We start from the raw sequence: 14,139 nt of genomic DNA on the forward strand, positions 1-14,139 counted from the left end.
TCACAGTGGGCAGAAACTGCCCTTGTTCTTATGGTATGATGTTTGGCCGGTTCGGTCCAGTCAGGCCTTGGCGGCCACCAGGTCCCCGTGGTCGTTGAAGTGGACGGCCCGGATCTGGCTGCCGGTGGCCTTTTTGATGTCGTCCAGGCGGATGCTCTCCGTCACCGAGGACACCAGGGAGAAGGCCACGCCGTGGCGCTTGGCCCGGCCGGTTCGGCCGATGCGGTGGATATAATACTCGTTCTCGTCGGGCACATCGTAGTTGAACACCGCATCCACGTCGTCGATGTCCAGGCCCCGGGCAGCCACGTCGGTGGCCACCAGCACCCGCATCTTGCCCTCCCGGAACTTCTGCAGGGTCTTTTCCCGCACCACCTGGGGGATATCCCCGTGGATGGCTGCACAGGAGATGCCCCGCATATCCAGCAGCCCGGCCAGCCGGTCGGTCATATTCTTGGTGTTGCAAAAGGCGATGACCCGCTCATAGCCCCCCATGTCCAGCAGATGGGCCATCACCTCGGCCTTTTCGCTGCGCTCCACCTGAAGACTGTATTGGACGATGTCAGGCCGGTTCTCCTGGTCGGCCTGGACGGTGATCTCCACCGGGTCCCGCTGATAGACCCAGGAGATGTCCAGCACCTCCCGGGAGATGGTGGCGGAGAACATGCCCAGATTCCGCCGACGGGGCATGGTGTCCAGAATGTGGGTCACGTCCCGGACAAAGCCCATGTCCAGCATCCGGTCGGCCTCGTCCAGCACCACGGTCTGCACCTTGTCCAGGCGGACGGTGCGCCGCTTCATGTGGTCCATCAGGCGGCCGGGGGTGGCCACCACGATCTGGGGGGCCTTTTTCAGCTGGTTGATCTGCCGGTCAATGGGCTGGCCGCCATAGAGGCAGACCACCCGCACCCCCTCTTTAAAGGCGCACAGGTCCCGCAGCTCGTCCTGGATCTGGATGGCCAGTTCCCGGGTGGGGGCCAGCACCAGGGCCTGGACATCGGCATTTTCCGGGTCGATGTGCTCCACCATGGGAATGCCGAAGGCAAAGGTCTTGCCCGTGCCCGTGGGGGCCTTGGCAATGACATCCTTCCAGTCCATGAAATAGGGGATGGCCCCGGCCTGTACCGGGGTGGCCTGAACATAGCCCTTTTTGTCAATGGCCCGCATCAGCTCGTCTGACAGGCCCAGCTGGCGGTATTCCGCCTGGGGGGATACCGTCTGTCCGTTGATCTCCATTTTTGTGTTTCGCTCCTTTTTGTCTCGTGTGCAGTTTTGCGATCCAAGCCTCCACAACGACACAAAAACGGTCAAAACACCTTTCTCCTCGGCGCGGCCCAGATCGAACGCGGCAAAAAACCGCCCAATTATCCAGTATGCTACCTTGCATTATAGCCACACCGGGCCCGTTTGTCTATCCTTTCTTTCCATCACGATTGGACAGGGGCCCGCCCTTCGGCCCCTGTCCCGCTCCCAAGGAGCGGCGCTACAGATATTTTTTCAGAGAGACAATAGTGGCCTTTACAACGTCCACCACGATCTTCATCTGCTGGGTCGTGCAGCTCTCCAGCAACTGCGCCAGCTCGTCCAGCACGCCCCCGCGCTCGGTGGGGCTGCCCTGGAGCAGCAGCTCGTCGGTGCTCACCTCCAGGGCCTCCGCCAGCGACACCAACACGGGGAGGCTCAGCTTGGTATTGCCTGTTTCGATGTGGCTCATATGGGTGGTTGAGATGCCCACCAGCTCCGCCAGCTGCTCCTGGGACAGGCCGTGGGCCTTTCTCGTCTTTCGTATCCGCTGCCCGATCACATAATAGTCCATAACATTCCTGCCTATATAATTAGAATCCACTTGAATTGTATAGGTAGCTGTGCTAGAGTATAATAAACTGTATAGGCGAATTTATGTGCATATAGTTAAAATGTAAGAGGAGAGGAGTGGAGCAGATCCCGGCTTATACAGGATACATCCCACGGCAAATTATCAGAAAGCAAGGTGATCGAACATGAAGCGCATCTTCCAAAAGGGGGCGTCCGCCCTGCTGGCCCTGGCCCTGGCCGTCAGTCCCGCCCTGGCGGCGTCATCCTTCCCCGACGTGGCGGAGAACGCGGCCTATGCCCAGGCTGTGGACTATGTGAGCCAGGCCGGGATCATGGTGGGGGACGACAAGGGCAATTTTGCCCCGGAGAAAACGGTGACCCGGGCGGAGATGGCCACCATTTTGTGCAACGTATTGGAGGAAAACCAGGGCCTGACCACCGACGGCTCCGTCTTTACTGACGTCCCGGCCCAGCACTGGGCCAACCGCTATGTGGTCAAGGCAGCGGAGCTGGGTCTGGTCAGCGGCTATGGAAACGGCAAGTTTGGCCCGTCGGACAAAGTGACCTATGAGCAGGCTATCACTATGGTGGTCCAGGCCGCCGGGGGCGGCGGCGAGGCGACGGAACTGGGCGGCTATCCTGACGGCTTTGTGAAGTTGGCCCAGTCCTTCGGCCTGCTGGAGGGGATCAGCAGCGGAAAGGGCCAGGCGTTTTCCCGGGCCGAAGTGGCCATGCTGATTTACAATCTGCAAAATAACTAAAAATACTGGAGAGGATCAAAGTGAAAAAATTTGCCAAACGGCTTTTCTCGTGTATCCTATTGTGTTCCATTCTGCTCACTTCTATGGCCACGGCCTTTGCTGTCGAGCAGAGCGACTATGTCACCCTGTCCGTGCCCTGGAACTACATCTCCCAGTGCGGAAGCCAGGTCAGCACCGGCTATAAGCAGGCGTGCCAGGCATTTGCCTTTACTTACAGCAGGATCATCCTGGACAACACCCCCTATGCCTGGACCCGCTACCGCGATGGCAGCAGCGGTCAGAGGGCCTGCGGCCCATTTGTGGCAGGCTATAACTCCTGCGTAAACACCACCTCTCAGCAGACGATCCTTCGGGTGGTGTATGACAACATCAACATGGGCCGTCCCGTGATGCTGAGAGCCAAGGGCTCTACATCCTTTCATTACATAGTGGCCATCGGCTATCGGGCCTCCTGTGACCCGAACCGTCTCAGCCAGAGCGACATTCTGATCCTGGACCCCTGGGACGGGCGACAGAAGAGCCTGACCGCCGTACCCCTGAAGACCACCGCCCAGGGTCAATACGGCTATTGGACCGCACGGTCCGGCGGAGCCGCAGTCATCAGACCGGAGACTGAGCAGGTGGCGGAGTATACCATCACCTTTGATGCCAGGGGCGGAAGCGTCTCTCCCACCTCCATCACCTGGCGGGAGGGAGATACCTGCGGGAAACTGCCTACCCCCACACGCCCGGGCTATGAGTTCCTGGGCTGGAAGCTCTACGAGGGCAGCGGTCTGCTCATACTCCCCACTGACAATTGCGGCGCTGACTTTACAGAGGATACTAACCTCTTCGCCCTGTGGAGAGAGATACCCACAGAGGTCCAGCCTGTCGAGGACCAGACCCAGCAGCCGGAGACTATCGCCCCGGCCGAGCCGATTTATGAACCTTGGAGTGGCTGGAGCACCACTCCTGTGTCCGCTTCTGCCACCCGTCAGGTGGAGACCCGGACGGTGAAGGTCTCTGAGGCCTATACCCAGTACCGCTATGGCCGCTATGTGGCCAACGGGCACGACTGCTGGTGCTCGCTCTATTTGGAGGGCCTGGGCTATGGCCGGGCCAGCCTGGACGTCACCGGCTGGAGCAGCACCAAGTACGGCACCAGCGGGCGGGACTGGTCCTGCGGCTATTGCCGGGGCAGTCACGCCGGGTACGACCACTTCAGCTCCGACGGGCGGCCCTGGTGGAAGGAGTATAAGTCCCCCAGCGGCCAGAGCTATTATTGGGAGGAGAGCCGGACCGTTCCTGCCGTCTATGAGACCCAATATCGCTATCGTGACCGGATCAACTGAACATCCAGCGCCCCAAAGCGCGCAAAAGGGCCGCCCGGCTGGGCGGCCCTTTCGTTGTCAAGGCAGGATTTACTTGTCTGTCTTGTTGTCCACGATGTCCCGGAGCTTGGCGGCAAAGTCCTCCAGGCTCATGGCGCCCAGGTCCTCGCCGGCGCGGGTGCGGACGGAGACGGTCTTGTTCTCCATGTCCCGGTCGCCCACCACCAGCATGAAGGGCACCTTCTCCAGGGTGGTCTCCCGGATCTTTTTGCCGATCTTCTCGTTGCGCTCGTCCACCTCCACCCGGAAGCCGTGGTCGTCCAGATAGCTGCTGATCTCCCGGGCATACTCGGCGGCCCGGTCGGTGACGGGCAGGACCTTCACCTGGACGGGAGCCAGCCAGCAGGGGAAAGCGCCCATGGTCTCCTCGATGAGGTAGGCCATGAAGCGGTCCAGAGAGCCCAGGATGGCCCGGTGGAGCACCACAGGGGTCTGCTCCTCGCCGTTCTTGTCGGCGTACTGCAGGTGGAACTTGGCTGGCAGGCAGAAGTCCAGCTGGCAGGTGGACAGGGTGTACTCCCCGCCCACGGCGGGCTTCACGTTCACATCCAGCTTGGGGCCGTAGAAGGCGGCCTCGCCGATCTCCTCGGTGAAGTGGATGCCCAGCTCGGTGAGCACCTCCCGCAGGGCGCTCTCGGCCTTGTTCCACATCTCGTCGTCGTCGTGATACTTCTTCTTGTCGGCGGGGTCCCGCAGGGACAGGACGCAGCGGTAGTCGGTGATATTGAAGTCCTTATACACGTCGAAGATCAGATCGCACACTGCGGCCACCTCGTCCTTGATCTGGTCGGGGGTGACGAACAGGTGGGCATCGTTCTGGCAGAAGTGGCGGGCGCGCTCGATGCCCTTCAGGGTGCCGCTGGCCTCGAACCGGAAGTCGTGGGCCACCTCGCCGATGCGCACGGGCAGCTGGCGATAGGAGTGGGGCCGGTTGGCGTAGATCATCATGTGGTGGGGGCAGTTCATGGGGCGCAGGACAAAGCTCTCGTCCTCCACCTCCATGGCGGGGAACATGTTCTCTTTATAGTGGTCCCAGTGGCCGGAGGTGCGGTACAGGTCCACGGTGCCCACGCAGGGGGTCATCACGTGCTGATAGCCCAGCTTGCGCTCCTTCTCCTTGATATAGTTCTCCAGGATCTGCCACACGGTATAGCCCTTGGGCAGGAACATGGGCATACCCTTGCCCACCAGGTCGCTGGTCATGAACAGGCCCAGCTCGCGGCCCAGCTTCCGGTGGTCCCGGCGCTTGGCCTCCTCCAGCCGCTCCAGATAGGCATCCAGCTCGTCCTTCTTGGGGAAGGCGATGCCATAGATGCGCTGCAGGGTCTCCCGGTTGGAGTCGCCCCGCCAATAGGCGGCGTTGCAGGTGAGCAGCTTGAGGGCGTTGCCCTTCACCCGGCCGGTGGAGTCCAGGTGGGGGCCGGCGCACAGATCGGTAAACTCGCCCTGCTTATAGAAGGAGATGTGGGCATCGCCGGGCAGGTCCTGGATGAGCTCTACCTTATAGGGCTCGTTCTTCTCCTCCATGAACTTGATGGCCTCCTCCCGGGGCAGCTCAAACCGCTCCAGCTTCAGCTTCTCCTTGCAGATCTTCTTCATCTCGGCCTCGATCTGGGCCATGTGGTCGGGGGTGAAGGCGAAGGGGGCGTCCATGTCGTAGTACCAGCCCTCCTTAATAGAGGGGCCGATGGCCAGCTTCACCTCGGGCCACAGGCGCTTGACGGCCTGGGCCATGATGTGGGAGCAGGTGTGCCAATAGGTCTGGCGGTACTGCTCATTCTCAAAGGTAAACTCCTTGTTTTCTTCAGCCATGTGAAATTCTCCTTTCCCGGCGGCTCTGCCGCCCCTGGGGCAAAGCAAAAAGCGCCTCACCCCTGTGTTGTCCAGGGGTGAGGCGCATCAAGCGCTCCACGGTTCCACCCTGCTTGCGGTTAAAAAAAACCGCCGCTTTCTCAGTGACCGCTGTAACGGGCGGGCCCGTCCCGGTTAGATTCAAGTCCCGGGCAGCTCGGGAGTGGTACGTCCGCCTTATCAGCGCAGGACAATTCCAGCAAACATGTCCCTCTCTGTGCGCCACCGGCGGATGCTTCTCCGTCTCAGCCATGTTAACAGGGGTACTATATCACCGGGAAAGGGGATTGTCAAGCGGGCAAATTTTCACTTTTCAACCTTATATCCGCAGTGCGGGCATTCCGGCGGGGCGAAAAGCCGGTCCAGCCGCAGCAGGCCGCCACATTCCGGGCAGCGCCAGTATTTCCAGGTCCCGATGAGGAATGCAAGGCAGCCGGCCAGGACGACGAGCCCTGCCATGATCTTTGCGCCCCGATTTTCAATCGCTGACCCAATCACTGTTACGAAGAGACAGGCGGCCCACAGCAGCGCGGCCCATTTTCTCCATTTGTTTGGTGTCATAAAAGCATACCTCCCTATGTCCTATGCCCCTATGTCGATAAGTTCGCTTCTTCCTCCGGGCAGAAGCTCTCAGCCGGCAGAATGTCGGCCAGGGCAACCAGGGGGGCGGACAGGCCGCCGCTGCGCTGGACTTTTGGGGTGCGCACCGTCACCCGGGTGGGCATGGGCCCGGTGGGCAGGGCCAGCACCGCCACGGGGATGCCGTCCTCTCCGGTGTTCATCAGCAGACTGCCCCTGTGGAGCTTGACGATGGTCTCCGCCAGGGGTATGCCGATCCCCGCCCCTGTGCCGGGCCGGGGGATGCCATAGCCGCTCTCCCGGCGCAGCAGCTCGTCCAGCCGCTGCCGGGGCAGACCGCGCCCGGGGGTCACAGTGACCACGCCCCGGGTGCCCAGCCGCCGCAGGGACAGCTTCAGTGTCCCCTGCCCCGTCCACCGGGCCCCGTTGGCGATGAGCTCCAGCAGCACCCGCTCCAGCAGCGCTACGTCCCCGGGGGCGAGCAGGGCGGCAGGCGGGCTGTCATAGGCCAGTTTCACCCCGGCCCGCTCCAGCAGCCAGGTACAGCTTTGCACCGCCCTGCGGCACAGCGCTGTCAGGTCCAGCGCCGCCAGCTGCAGGGCCGCCCCGCCGGGCTGACCCAGCTGACGGAGCAGGTCCAGATTATCCATCAGGCGGAACATCTGGTGGTAGCTCTTCCAGAACATGCCCCGGCTTGACAGGGGGATGTCCTCCGCTGCCAGCTGCATCTGGGCCAGATAGGTGCGCATCTGGCGCAGGGACCCATCCAGCTGGGCAGCCGTCACCGCCGTCTGGACAGCGGGGAACAGAACGATCAGCCGCCCCCACTGGGTCTGGGTCATCTGGACGCGCCAGGCCGAACCGCCCACCGTTACCAGGCCGCCGTTCTCCTCCGGCAGCCGTTCCAGCTCCAGGGGGACCTCCCCGCCGTCCTCCAGCCGGGGCAGCAGATGCCGGGCCGCCTGGTTGGCCGCCGCCACATGGCCCCGGCTCAGCAGCAGGGCCGCCTCTGGGAACGCGTTCAGCAGGTTCTCCTGCAGCTTTTGCATATCGGACATTCTGTCCCCTCCCACTGTGTTGGCGGTGTGTTCCGCCTGCCCGGGCCAGCTTATACCTGCCCAGATTATACCAAACTTTTTTCCATTCAACAAGAACAAAAGTGAAAAAGGGCTAAATTTGTCGTTTTTCCATTTTACTTCTCTTTTAAGCTCTCTCCACACCCGCTTTTTTAGTATAAGGCCGGGCTTACCCACGGTATGGCTAATTTTAATAAAAAATCTTTTGGATTTATAGGAAAAAAAACACTACCAAAATTTTTGCAACGGGGGTATAATAGGAACAGTCCTAAGCAACAAGCATTCAAAATTCCAAAGCGTGAATATGAATCAAAAAGGAGTCATTCAACATGAGCATTAAAGTTGGCATCAATGGCTTTGGCCGCATCGGCCGCATGGTGTTCCGCGCCAGCCTGAACCACCCCGAGATCGAGATCGTGGGCATCAACGATCTGTGTCCCGCCGACTACCTGGCTTACATGCTGAAGTATGATACCATGCATGGCAAGTGCGAGGCGGAGATCGGCCACACCGAGAACGCCATCATCGTCAACGGCAAGGAGATCCCCATCTCCGCCGAGCGCAATCCCGCCGACCTGCCCTGGGGCAAGCTGGGTGCTGAGTATGTGGTGGAGTCCACCGGCCTGTTCCTGACCAAGGAGAAGGCCCAGGGCCACCTGGACGCCGGCGCCAAGAAGGTCGTCATGTCCGCCCCCTCCAAGGACGACACCCCCATGTTCGTGTGCGGCGTGAACCTGGACAAGTACACCACCGACATGAACTTCGTGTCCAACGCCTCCTGCACCACCAACTGCCTGGCCCCCATCGCCAAGGTCCTGAACGACAACTGGGGCATCAAGGACGGCCTGATGACCACCGTTCACTCCGTCACCGCCACCCAGAAGACCGTTGACGGCCCCTCTCTGAAGGATTGGCGCGGCGGCCGCGCTGCCACCGGCAACATCATCCCCTCCTCCACCGGCGCCGCCAAGGCCGTGGGCAAGGTCATCCCCTCCCTGAACGGCAAGCTGACCGGTATGTCCATGCGCGTTCCCACTCTGGACGTGTCCGTGGTGGACCTGACCGTCAACCTGGAGAAGCCCGCCAAGTACGAGGAGATCTGCGCCGCTATGAAGAAGGCCTCCGAGGGCGAGCTGAAGGGTATCCTGGGCTACACCGATGAGGCCGTTGTCTCCAGCGACTTCCTGGGCGACACCCGCACCTCCATTTTCGACGCCGATGCCGGCATCGCCCTGACCGATACCTTCGTCAAGGTCGTGTCCTGGTACGACAACGAGATCGGCTACTCCAACAAGGTCCTGGAGCTCATCAAGCACATGTACTCCGTCGACCACAAGTAAGATTCGTTCAAAAAGTTTCCGGTCAGCTTCGGCTGGCCGGAAATTTTTTGCGCTTTCAGGCGTGCTCCCATTCTCACCCCATCCTAAGCTCTGCCCGCGAAGTTTAACATTTTATTTACGCATTTTGTGGTATGCTGGCCTATGATATAGGGTATATCACAAAAGAAGCTCCCCAACTTTTATGTTTCCTGCCCCCGCCGGCGGCGGGGCGGGACATCAGGTGTGGGAGCAGAAAAGGCGGCGAGTGCTTTGAACGGGAAATTATTGACCTGGCGGCAGCGGGGATGGCTGTGGCTGCGGCTGATGGTGCGGCTGTTGCTGGCCCTGCTGGCTGCGGGACTGGTGATCTGGGTGGGGCGGCCTATGCTGTCCCTGCTGGCCCCCTTTGTGGCGGCGCTGATCACGGCGGCCATTTTAAATCCGCTCGTGCGCCGCTTGCAGCGGCGGCTGTGCTGGTCCCGGCGGGCGCTGACCATGGTGCTGCTGGTGGTGCTGTTCGGTCTGCTGGGGGCGGGGCTGGGCTTTTTGGGCTATATCGCCGGGCAGGAGATCGTGGCCCTGGCCCAGAACCGGGACGGTCTGCTGGAGAGTCTGCAGCGCATGATGGACCAGCTCCAGTCCCTGTCTGACCGGCTGTGGGCCCTGGTGCCCGAACAGCTCAGCGACCCGATGCAGGAGGCCATGACCGGTCTGCTGAACTGGCTGAACCAGACCACCCCCGCCCTGGTCCAGCGGCTGGCCGACTATACCACGAACAAGGCCATGGGGGTACCCTCCTTCTGCGTGGCCCTGGTGGTATATGTGATGGCCGCCTATTTCCTCACGGCGGACTATCCCTATCTCCGGGCCAGGGCCGCCCGGGGTATGGACCAGGGGCTGCTGGCTTTTCTTGGGGAGGTCAGAACGGTGGCTCTGGGGGCCTTCGGCGGCTATTTAAAGGCAGAGCTGCTGCTGTCGGTGGGGGTGTTCTTCATCCTGCTTGGGGGCTTTGTCCTCACCCGGCAGCCCTATGGCCTGCTGCTGGCCCTGGGGCTGGCGGTGCTGGACTTTATCCCCATCGTGGGGGCCGGGACGGTGATGGTCCCCTGGGCGGTGGTGGAGCTCATCACCCGAAACTTCTCCAGCGCCATCTCCCTCATGGTCATCTGGGGCGTGATCGCTCTGTTCCGCCGGGCCATGGAGCCCAAGTTTGTGGGGGACCAGACGGGCCTGTCCCCGGTGCTGTCCCTGCTCAGCGTGTATGTGGGCATGAAGCTGGGGGGCGTGCTGGGCATGATCCTGGGCCCGGTGCTCACCCTGGTCCTGCTGAACCTGGCGGGCATGGGCATGTTCCGGGGGCTGCGGTCAGACCTGGCCGCAGCGGCGTGGGACGTGGCCGCTATCCTCTCCCGCAGACCGGAGGACCCCTGAAGCGCGTTCACGGCGTATTTCAGGAATGTTTAAAAAATGCTATGTTTTTCTTCATGCTTTCTTCATATTTCTACGCTATCATATCCACAGTTCCAAGGGGAACCCGAAATAAGACAAAAATTTGAGGGGAGTTTGACCAGTATGGACGACTTCAATTTTTATAACAGCGAGAACGACGGATACCGGGGCGGCTTTGGTGACTACAGCGACCCCATCCCCACCGGCGGCGGACCGGTCCAGCCCGGACAGGCCCCCCGTAAAAAGGGCGGCGGCAAGCGCATCGCAGCCTTGATCCTGGCCTGTGCCATCGTAGGCGGCGGCGCGGGCGTGGGCGGCGCGGCCCTGTACAGCCACTTCAGCGGCTCCGGCTCCACCACCATTTACGAGGCGGTGGAGCACCCCCAGGTCCAGACCGTGGTGAACAGCAACAGCGGCAAGGCCATGACTCCCGAGCAGCTGTACGCCGCCAACCTGGGCTCCTGCGTGGGCATCACCGTCTCCACCACCACGGTGAACATCTTCGGCCAGGCCACCACCTCGGCGGCCTCCGGCTCCGGCTTTGTCCTCACCCAGGACGGCTACATCGTCACCAACTACCACGTCATCGAGGAGGCAGCCAACGACTCCTCCGTGTCTGTGGAGGTGGCCTTCGCCAACGGCGACAAGTACACCGCCAAGCTGGTGGGTGGCGAGAAGGACAACGACGTGGCCGTGCTGAAGATCGATGCCACCGGCCTGACCCCCGTCACCTTGGGCGATTCCAGCAAGCTGGTGGTGGGCCAGAGCGTCTATGCCATCGGCAACCCCCTGGGCGAGCTGACCTACTCCTTCACCGACGGCATCGTCTCCGCTCTGGACCGGCTGATCACCACCAGCAGCTCCGACGCCAACGGCCGGGCGGTGAGTACCACCCTGAACGTGCTGCAGACCAACTGCGCCATCAACCCCGGCAACTCTGGCGGCCCCCTGTTTGACAGCTATGGCAACGTGGTGGGCATCGTCTCCGCCAAGTATACCCAGTCCGGCTCCGGCGTGTCCGCCGAGGGCCTGGGCTTCGCCCTCCCCATCAACGACGTGAAGGACATCCTGTCCGATTTGATGGAGCACGGCTATGTCACCGGCAAGCCCTATATGGGCGTTCAGGTGACCAACGTCTCGGACGAGGCCCAGCGCTATGGCGTGGTGGCCGGTGCCGCCGTGCAGTATGTGGCCGAGGGCTCCTGCGCTGAGAAGGCGGGCCTGAAGGTGGGCGACATCATCACCGCCATCGACGACACCGCCATCGACTCCTCCTCCGCCCTCACCGCCGCCCTGTCCAGCAACTATAAGGCCGGGGACAAGGCCACGCTGACCATCGTCCGGGAGCAGAAGGAGCAGAAGCTGACCATCACCTTCGACGAGAAAAATTCCGAAACCGAGGCCAACAACCAGCTGCAGCAGAACCAGCAGTCCCAGCAAAGCCAGCAGTATCAGCAGGGCCAGCAGGGTCAGGGCGACTATTACCAGTGGCCCTTCGGCGGCTTCAACTGGTAAGCCCGCCGCTTACGCCTGATTCAAGTTTCCGATCATTCTGATTTTCCTCTTTTTCTTCTTTTCTCTTTTCTTTCCTCTCTTTTCTCACGATCCCAGAAAGGCCCCGGCCCGCAGGACATGCTCCTGCGGGCCGGGGCCTTTCTTTGCTGAGAGAGAAACTCAGAACTTGTTATACAGGGCCAGGATGAGGATGGCGGCCTCCTCCACCTTGGTGTTGTCCTTGGGGGCCACCCGGCCCCCGTCCTTGCCAGACATCAGGCCGTTGTTGGTCAGCAGGGCCACGGAGTTTACAGCCCAGCTGTCGATGTTGGAGGAGTCGGTGAACTTGGGGTCCATCTGGGTACTGGTGTTGGCCAGAGCCTGGCTGTCACGGCTCTGGTCCACATACTCGATGACCCGGTTCAGCATGACGCAGATCTCCTGGCGGGTGATCTTGTCGTTGGGGGCGAAGCGTCCCTCCCCCTTGCCGGAGGTGACCCCGGCGGCCACAGCCTTGAGCACGGCGGGGTCGCTGGTGTCCTGGAAGGTGTTCTCGGCGGGGGTGACGCTCTTGCCGGTGGCCTTTTCCATCAGGTTCACCGCCAGGTCGGCAAACTGCAGGCGGGTGATCTGGTTCTGGAAGCCGCTGTCGGTGCGCTCGGTGAGCAGGCCCTTCTCATAGGCGGTGTCCAGCAGGGCCCGGGCCCAGCTGTCGGCGGAGCCGGGGTGATAGCCCTCGCTCTCCTGGGTCTGGAGGGTATAGGTCTTGCCGACAGCGCTGCCGTTGACGGTGAACTTGCCGTTGGTGGCGGTGACATACAGCTTGTGGCTGCCGGCGGACAGGGCATCGCAGTCCAGGGTATAGTAATAGGGGGCCTTACTGCTGGAGTACACCGCCTTGCCATCCACATAATAGGTCACGGTGGTGGCGGAGGAGGAGGGGAACACGGCGTAGGTGGCCAGCCGGAGCTGTCCCTGGCCCTGGCTGACGTTGGACAGGGCGGTCCAGGAGGGGGCAGAGGTCTGGCCCTCCTTCAGATAGGAGCCGTTGGCCTGGATGGCGTTTTCATAGGTGCTGGCCAGGGTGGAGCTGCCAGACAGGGCATAGTGATAGGCGGAGCCGGACATGTCCTTGTCAAAATAGAACACAGCCTTGGTCTGGGGGAAGATCATGTTGGCATAGGAATAGAGCTTGTTCAGCTGGTCTGCGGCATAGGCGGTCTGGTCGCCGCCGGCGGCACTGGTGTAGGAGAAGCCGCACTCGCTGATCATCAGGGGCTTGTTATGCTGCTGGGCCAGGCGAGCAATGGGCCGCACCAGGGTCAGAGGGTCGGAGGAGTACAGGCCCCGGCCATAGTAGGCATCGTTGCCATAGGCCGCCGCATCAAAGGTATAGGCGGGAGCCTGTCCGGCGTAGGCGCTGTTCTGATAGTCGGATACGCCGACCCAGTCCACATACTGGTCGCCGGGGTAGAACTCCGAAATGGTGTGGTTCCGGTCGCTGATGGTGGCGGGGGAGAACACGATTTTGATGTTGGAATACTGGTGGGCCTGGGCGGCGATCTTCTGGAAGGCCTGGATGAACGTGCCGCTGTCGATGTTGGACCAGTTGTTCATCTCCCCGCCGATGCGCAGCAGAACTGTCGCATTCAGGTTGCCCATGGCCTGCAGGCCCTCGGCGATGTAGCTGTCGGCGGCGCTGTCCAGCACCCGCTGGGCCCCGGCGGTGGACTCGGGGCTGAAATTCCAGGCCAGCTCGATGACCCCGCCGTCGGCGGCGGCGGCAAAGGCGGAGGAGGTGCTCTTATAATAGTCGATCCAGTAGTCCACGGAATAGCCATCCATAAAGTTGACATACATCAGGCTGGCGGACTCACCGGTGCGGGACCCGCCCACGGCGGAGCCGTACCAGGTGCCGTTGGCCGCGGCCCCGGAGCCGGAGAAGGACTTGCCCGCCCCCTCCTGCAGGGCATAGACCTCCACGCCCCGGGCGGCGTTGAGCTGCTCCAGCCGGGCATCGATGTTCAGCAGGGCATCTTTGTAGCTGGTCACGTTCTTGTCCAGCCACTGGGCAAAGGTGCGCTCCCGCTCCAGCCACTTCACGGCCCCGGCCAGGTCGCCCTTCATCTCGGCACACCAGGAGGCCCGGGCGCACTTGCTTTCCAGATTGTTGCAGATGTCGGCGCACAGCGGGTCCTTCATCAGCAGGTCATAGGTCTGCTGGGCCACGGTGAGCACCTGGTCGGCGCTCTTGGCGGCCACGGCCTGGCTCCAGGCGTCGTGGAGCTTCCAATAGGCGGACGGATAGGTGTAGGCCGAGGCGGTGATGCACATCCCCGCAGTCAGCGCTGCCGCTACGGCCACCGCCATCAGGCGGCGAAACAATTTTTTCACGAAAAAGACCTCCCAAGTTTCAAATTTTTCC

11 protein-coding genes are annotated in these 14,139 nt (G+C 61.8%); 5 read left to right on the top strand and 6 right to left on the bottom strand.

What is annotated here, in order from left to right:
* Nucleotides 1-60 precede the first annotated feature (60 nt).
* The gene (locus H8S55_RS01850; RefSeq protein ID WP_186877560.1) at nt 61-1,236 is read right to left on the bottom strand and encodes a DEAD/DEAH box helicase; all 1,176 of its coding nucleotides are present in this window, start codon (nt 1,234-1,236) and stop codon (nt 61-63) included.
* A 247-nt stretch (nt 1,237-1,483) separates the two neighbouring features.
* A complete protein-coding gene (locus H8S55_RS01855; RefSeq protein WP_186877561.1) occupies nt 1,484-1,816 on the bottom strand; it encodes a helix-turn-helix domain-containing protein in 333 nt (110 codons plus the stop codon).
* 184 nt (nt 1,817-2,000) lie between these two features.
* Between H8S55_RS01855 and H8S55_RS01860 the strand changes: the two genes are divergently transcribed.
* Together H8S55_RS01860 and H8S55_RS01865 are read left to right on the top strand one after the other, a co-directional pair.
* Nucleotides 2,001-2,576, top strand: coding sequence for an S-layer homology domain-containing protein (locus H8S55_RS01860; RefSeq protein ID WP_186877562.1), 576 nt, complete (start codon nt 2,001-2,003; stop codon nt 2,574-2,576).
* Between the two features lie 20 nt (nt 2,577-2,596).
* Complete coding sequence (locus tag H8S55_RS01865) at nt 2,597-3,907, top strand: InlB B-repeat-containing protein (RefSeq protein WP_207721665.1); 1,311 nt, start codon at nt 2,597-2,599, stop codon at nt 3,905-3,907.
* Nucleotides 3,908-3,976: 69 nt separating this feature from the next.
* Here the strand turns inward: H8S55_RS01865 and thrS are convergent, their stop codons facing one another.
* The 3 genes from thrS to H8S55_RS01880 all read right to left on the bottom strand — a co-directional run bounded on the left by thrS (nt 3,977) and on the right by H8S55_RS01880 (nt 7,434).
* A complete protein-coding gene (gene thrS / locus H8S55_RS01870) occupies nt 3,977-5,758 on the bottom strand; it encodes a threonine--tRNA ligase (protein WP_186877564.1) in 1,782 nt (593 codons plus the stop codon).
* Between the two features lie 345 nt (nt 5,759-6,103).
* Nucleotides 6,104-6,358, bottom strand: coding sequence for a hypothetical protein (locus H8S55_RS01875; protein WP_186877565.1), 255 nt, complete (start codon nt 6,356-6,358; stop codon nt 6,104-6,106).
* Nucleotides 6,359-6,387: 29 nt separating this feature from the next.
* Complete coding sequence (locus tag H8S55_RS01880; RefSeq protein WP_186877566.1) at nt 6,388-7,434, bottom strand: sensor histidine kinase; 1,047 nt, start codon at nt 7,432-7,434, stop codon at nt 6,388-6,390.
* A 347-nt stretch (nt 7,435-7,781) separates the two neighbouring features.
* On the opposite strand from H8S55_RS01880, the gene gap reads away from it, so the two are divergent.
* The 3 genes from gap (at nt 7,782) to H8S55_RS01895 (ending at nt 11,735) form a co-directional block, all read left to right on the top strand.
* Nucleotides 7,782-8,792 (top strand): type I glyceraldehyde-3-phosphate dehydrogenase, encoded by a 1,011-nt coding sequence (gap, locus tag H8S55_RS01885; protein WP_147561865.1) that lies wholly within the window; start codon nt 7,782-7,784, stop codon nt 8,790-8,792.
* A 249-nt stretch (nt 8,793-9,041) separates the two neighbouring features.
* Nucleotides 9,042-10,202: a sporulation integral membrane protein YtvI gene (ytvI, locus tag H8S55_RS01890; RefSeq protein WP_186877567.1), complete on the top strand. Its 1,161-nt coding sequence runs from the start codon at nt 9,042-9,044 to the stop codon at nt 10,200-10,202.
* A gap of 141 nt (nt 10,203-10,343) precedes the next feature.
* Complete coding sequence (locus H8S55_RS01895; protein ID WP_186877568.1) at nt 10,344-11,735, top strand: S1C family serine protease; 1,392 nt, start codon at nt 10,344-10,346, stop codon at nt 11,733-11,735.
* 159 nt (nt 11,736-11,894) lie between these two features.
* On the opposite strand, the gene H8S55_RS01900 is transcribed toward H8S55_RS01895, so the two are convergent.
* A complete protein-coding gene (locus H8S55_RS01900; protein ID WP_186877569.1) occupies nt 11,895-14,108 on the bottom strand; it encodes an S-layer homology domain-containing protein in 2,214 nt (737 codons plus the stop codon).
* Between the last annotated feature and the right edge of the window lie 31 nt (nt 14,109-14,139).

It is taken from the genome of Flintibacter faecis, assembly GCF_014287875.1.
GTDB classification, from domain to species: Bacteria; Bacillota; Clostridia; order Oscillospirales; family Oscillospiraceae; genus Lawsonibacter; species Lawsonibacter faecis_A.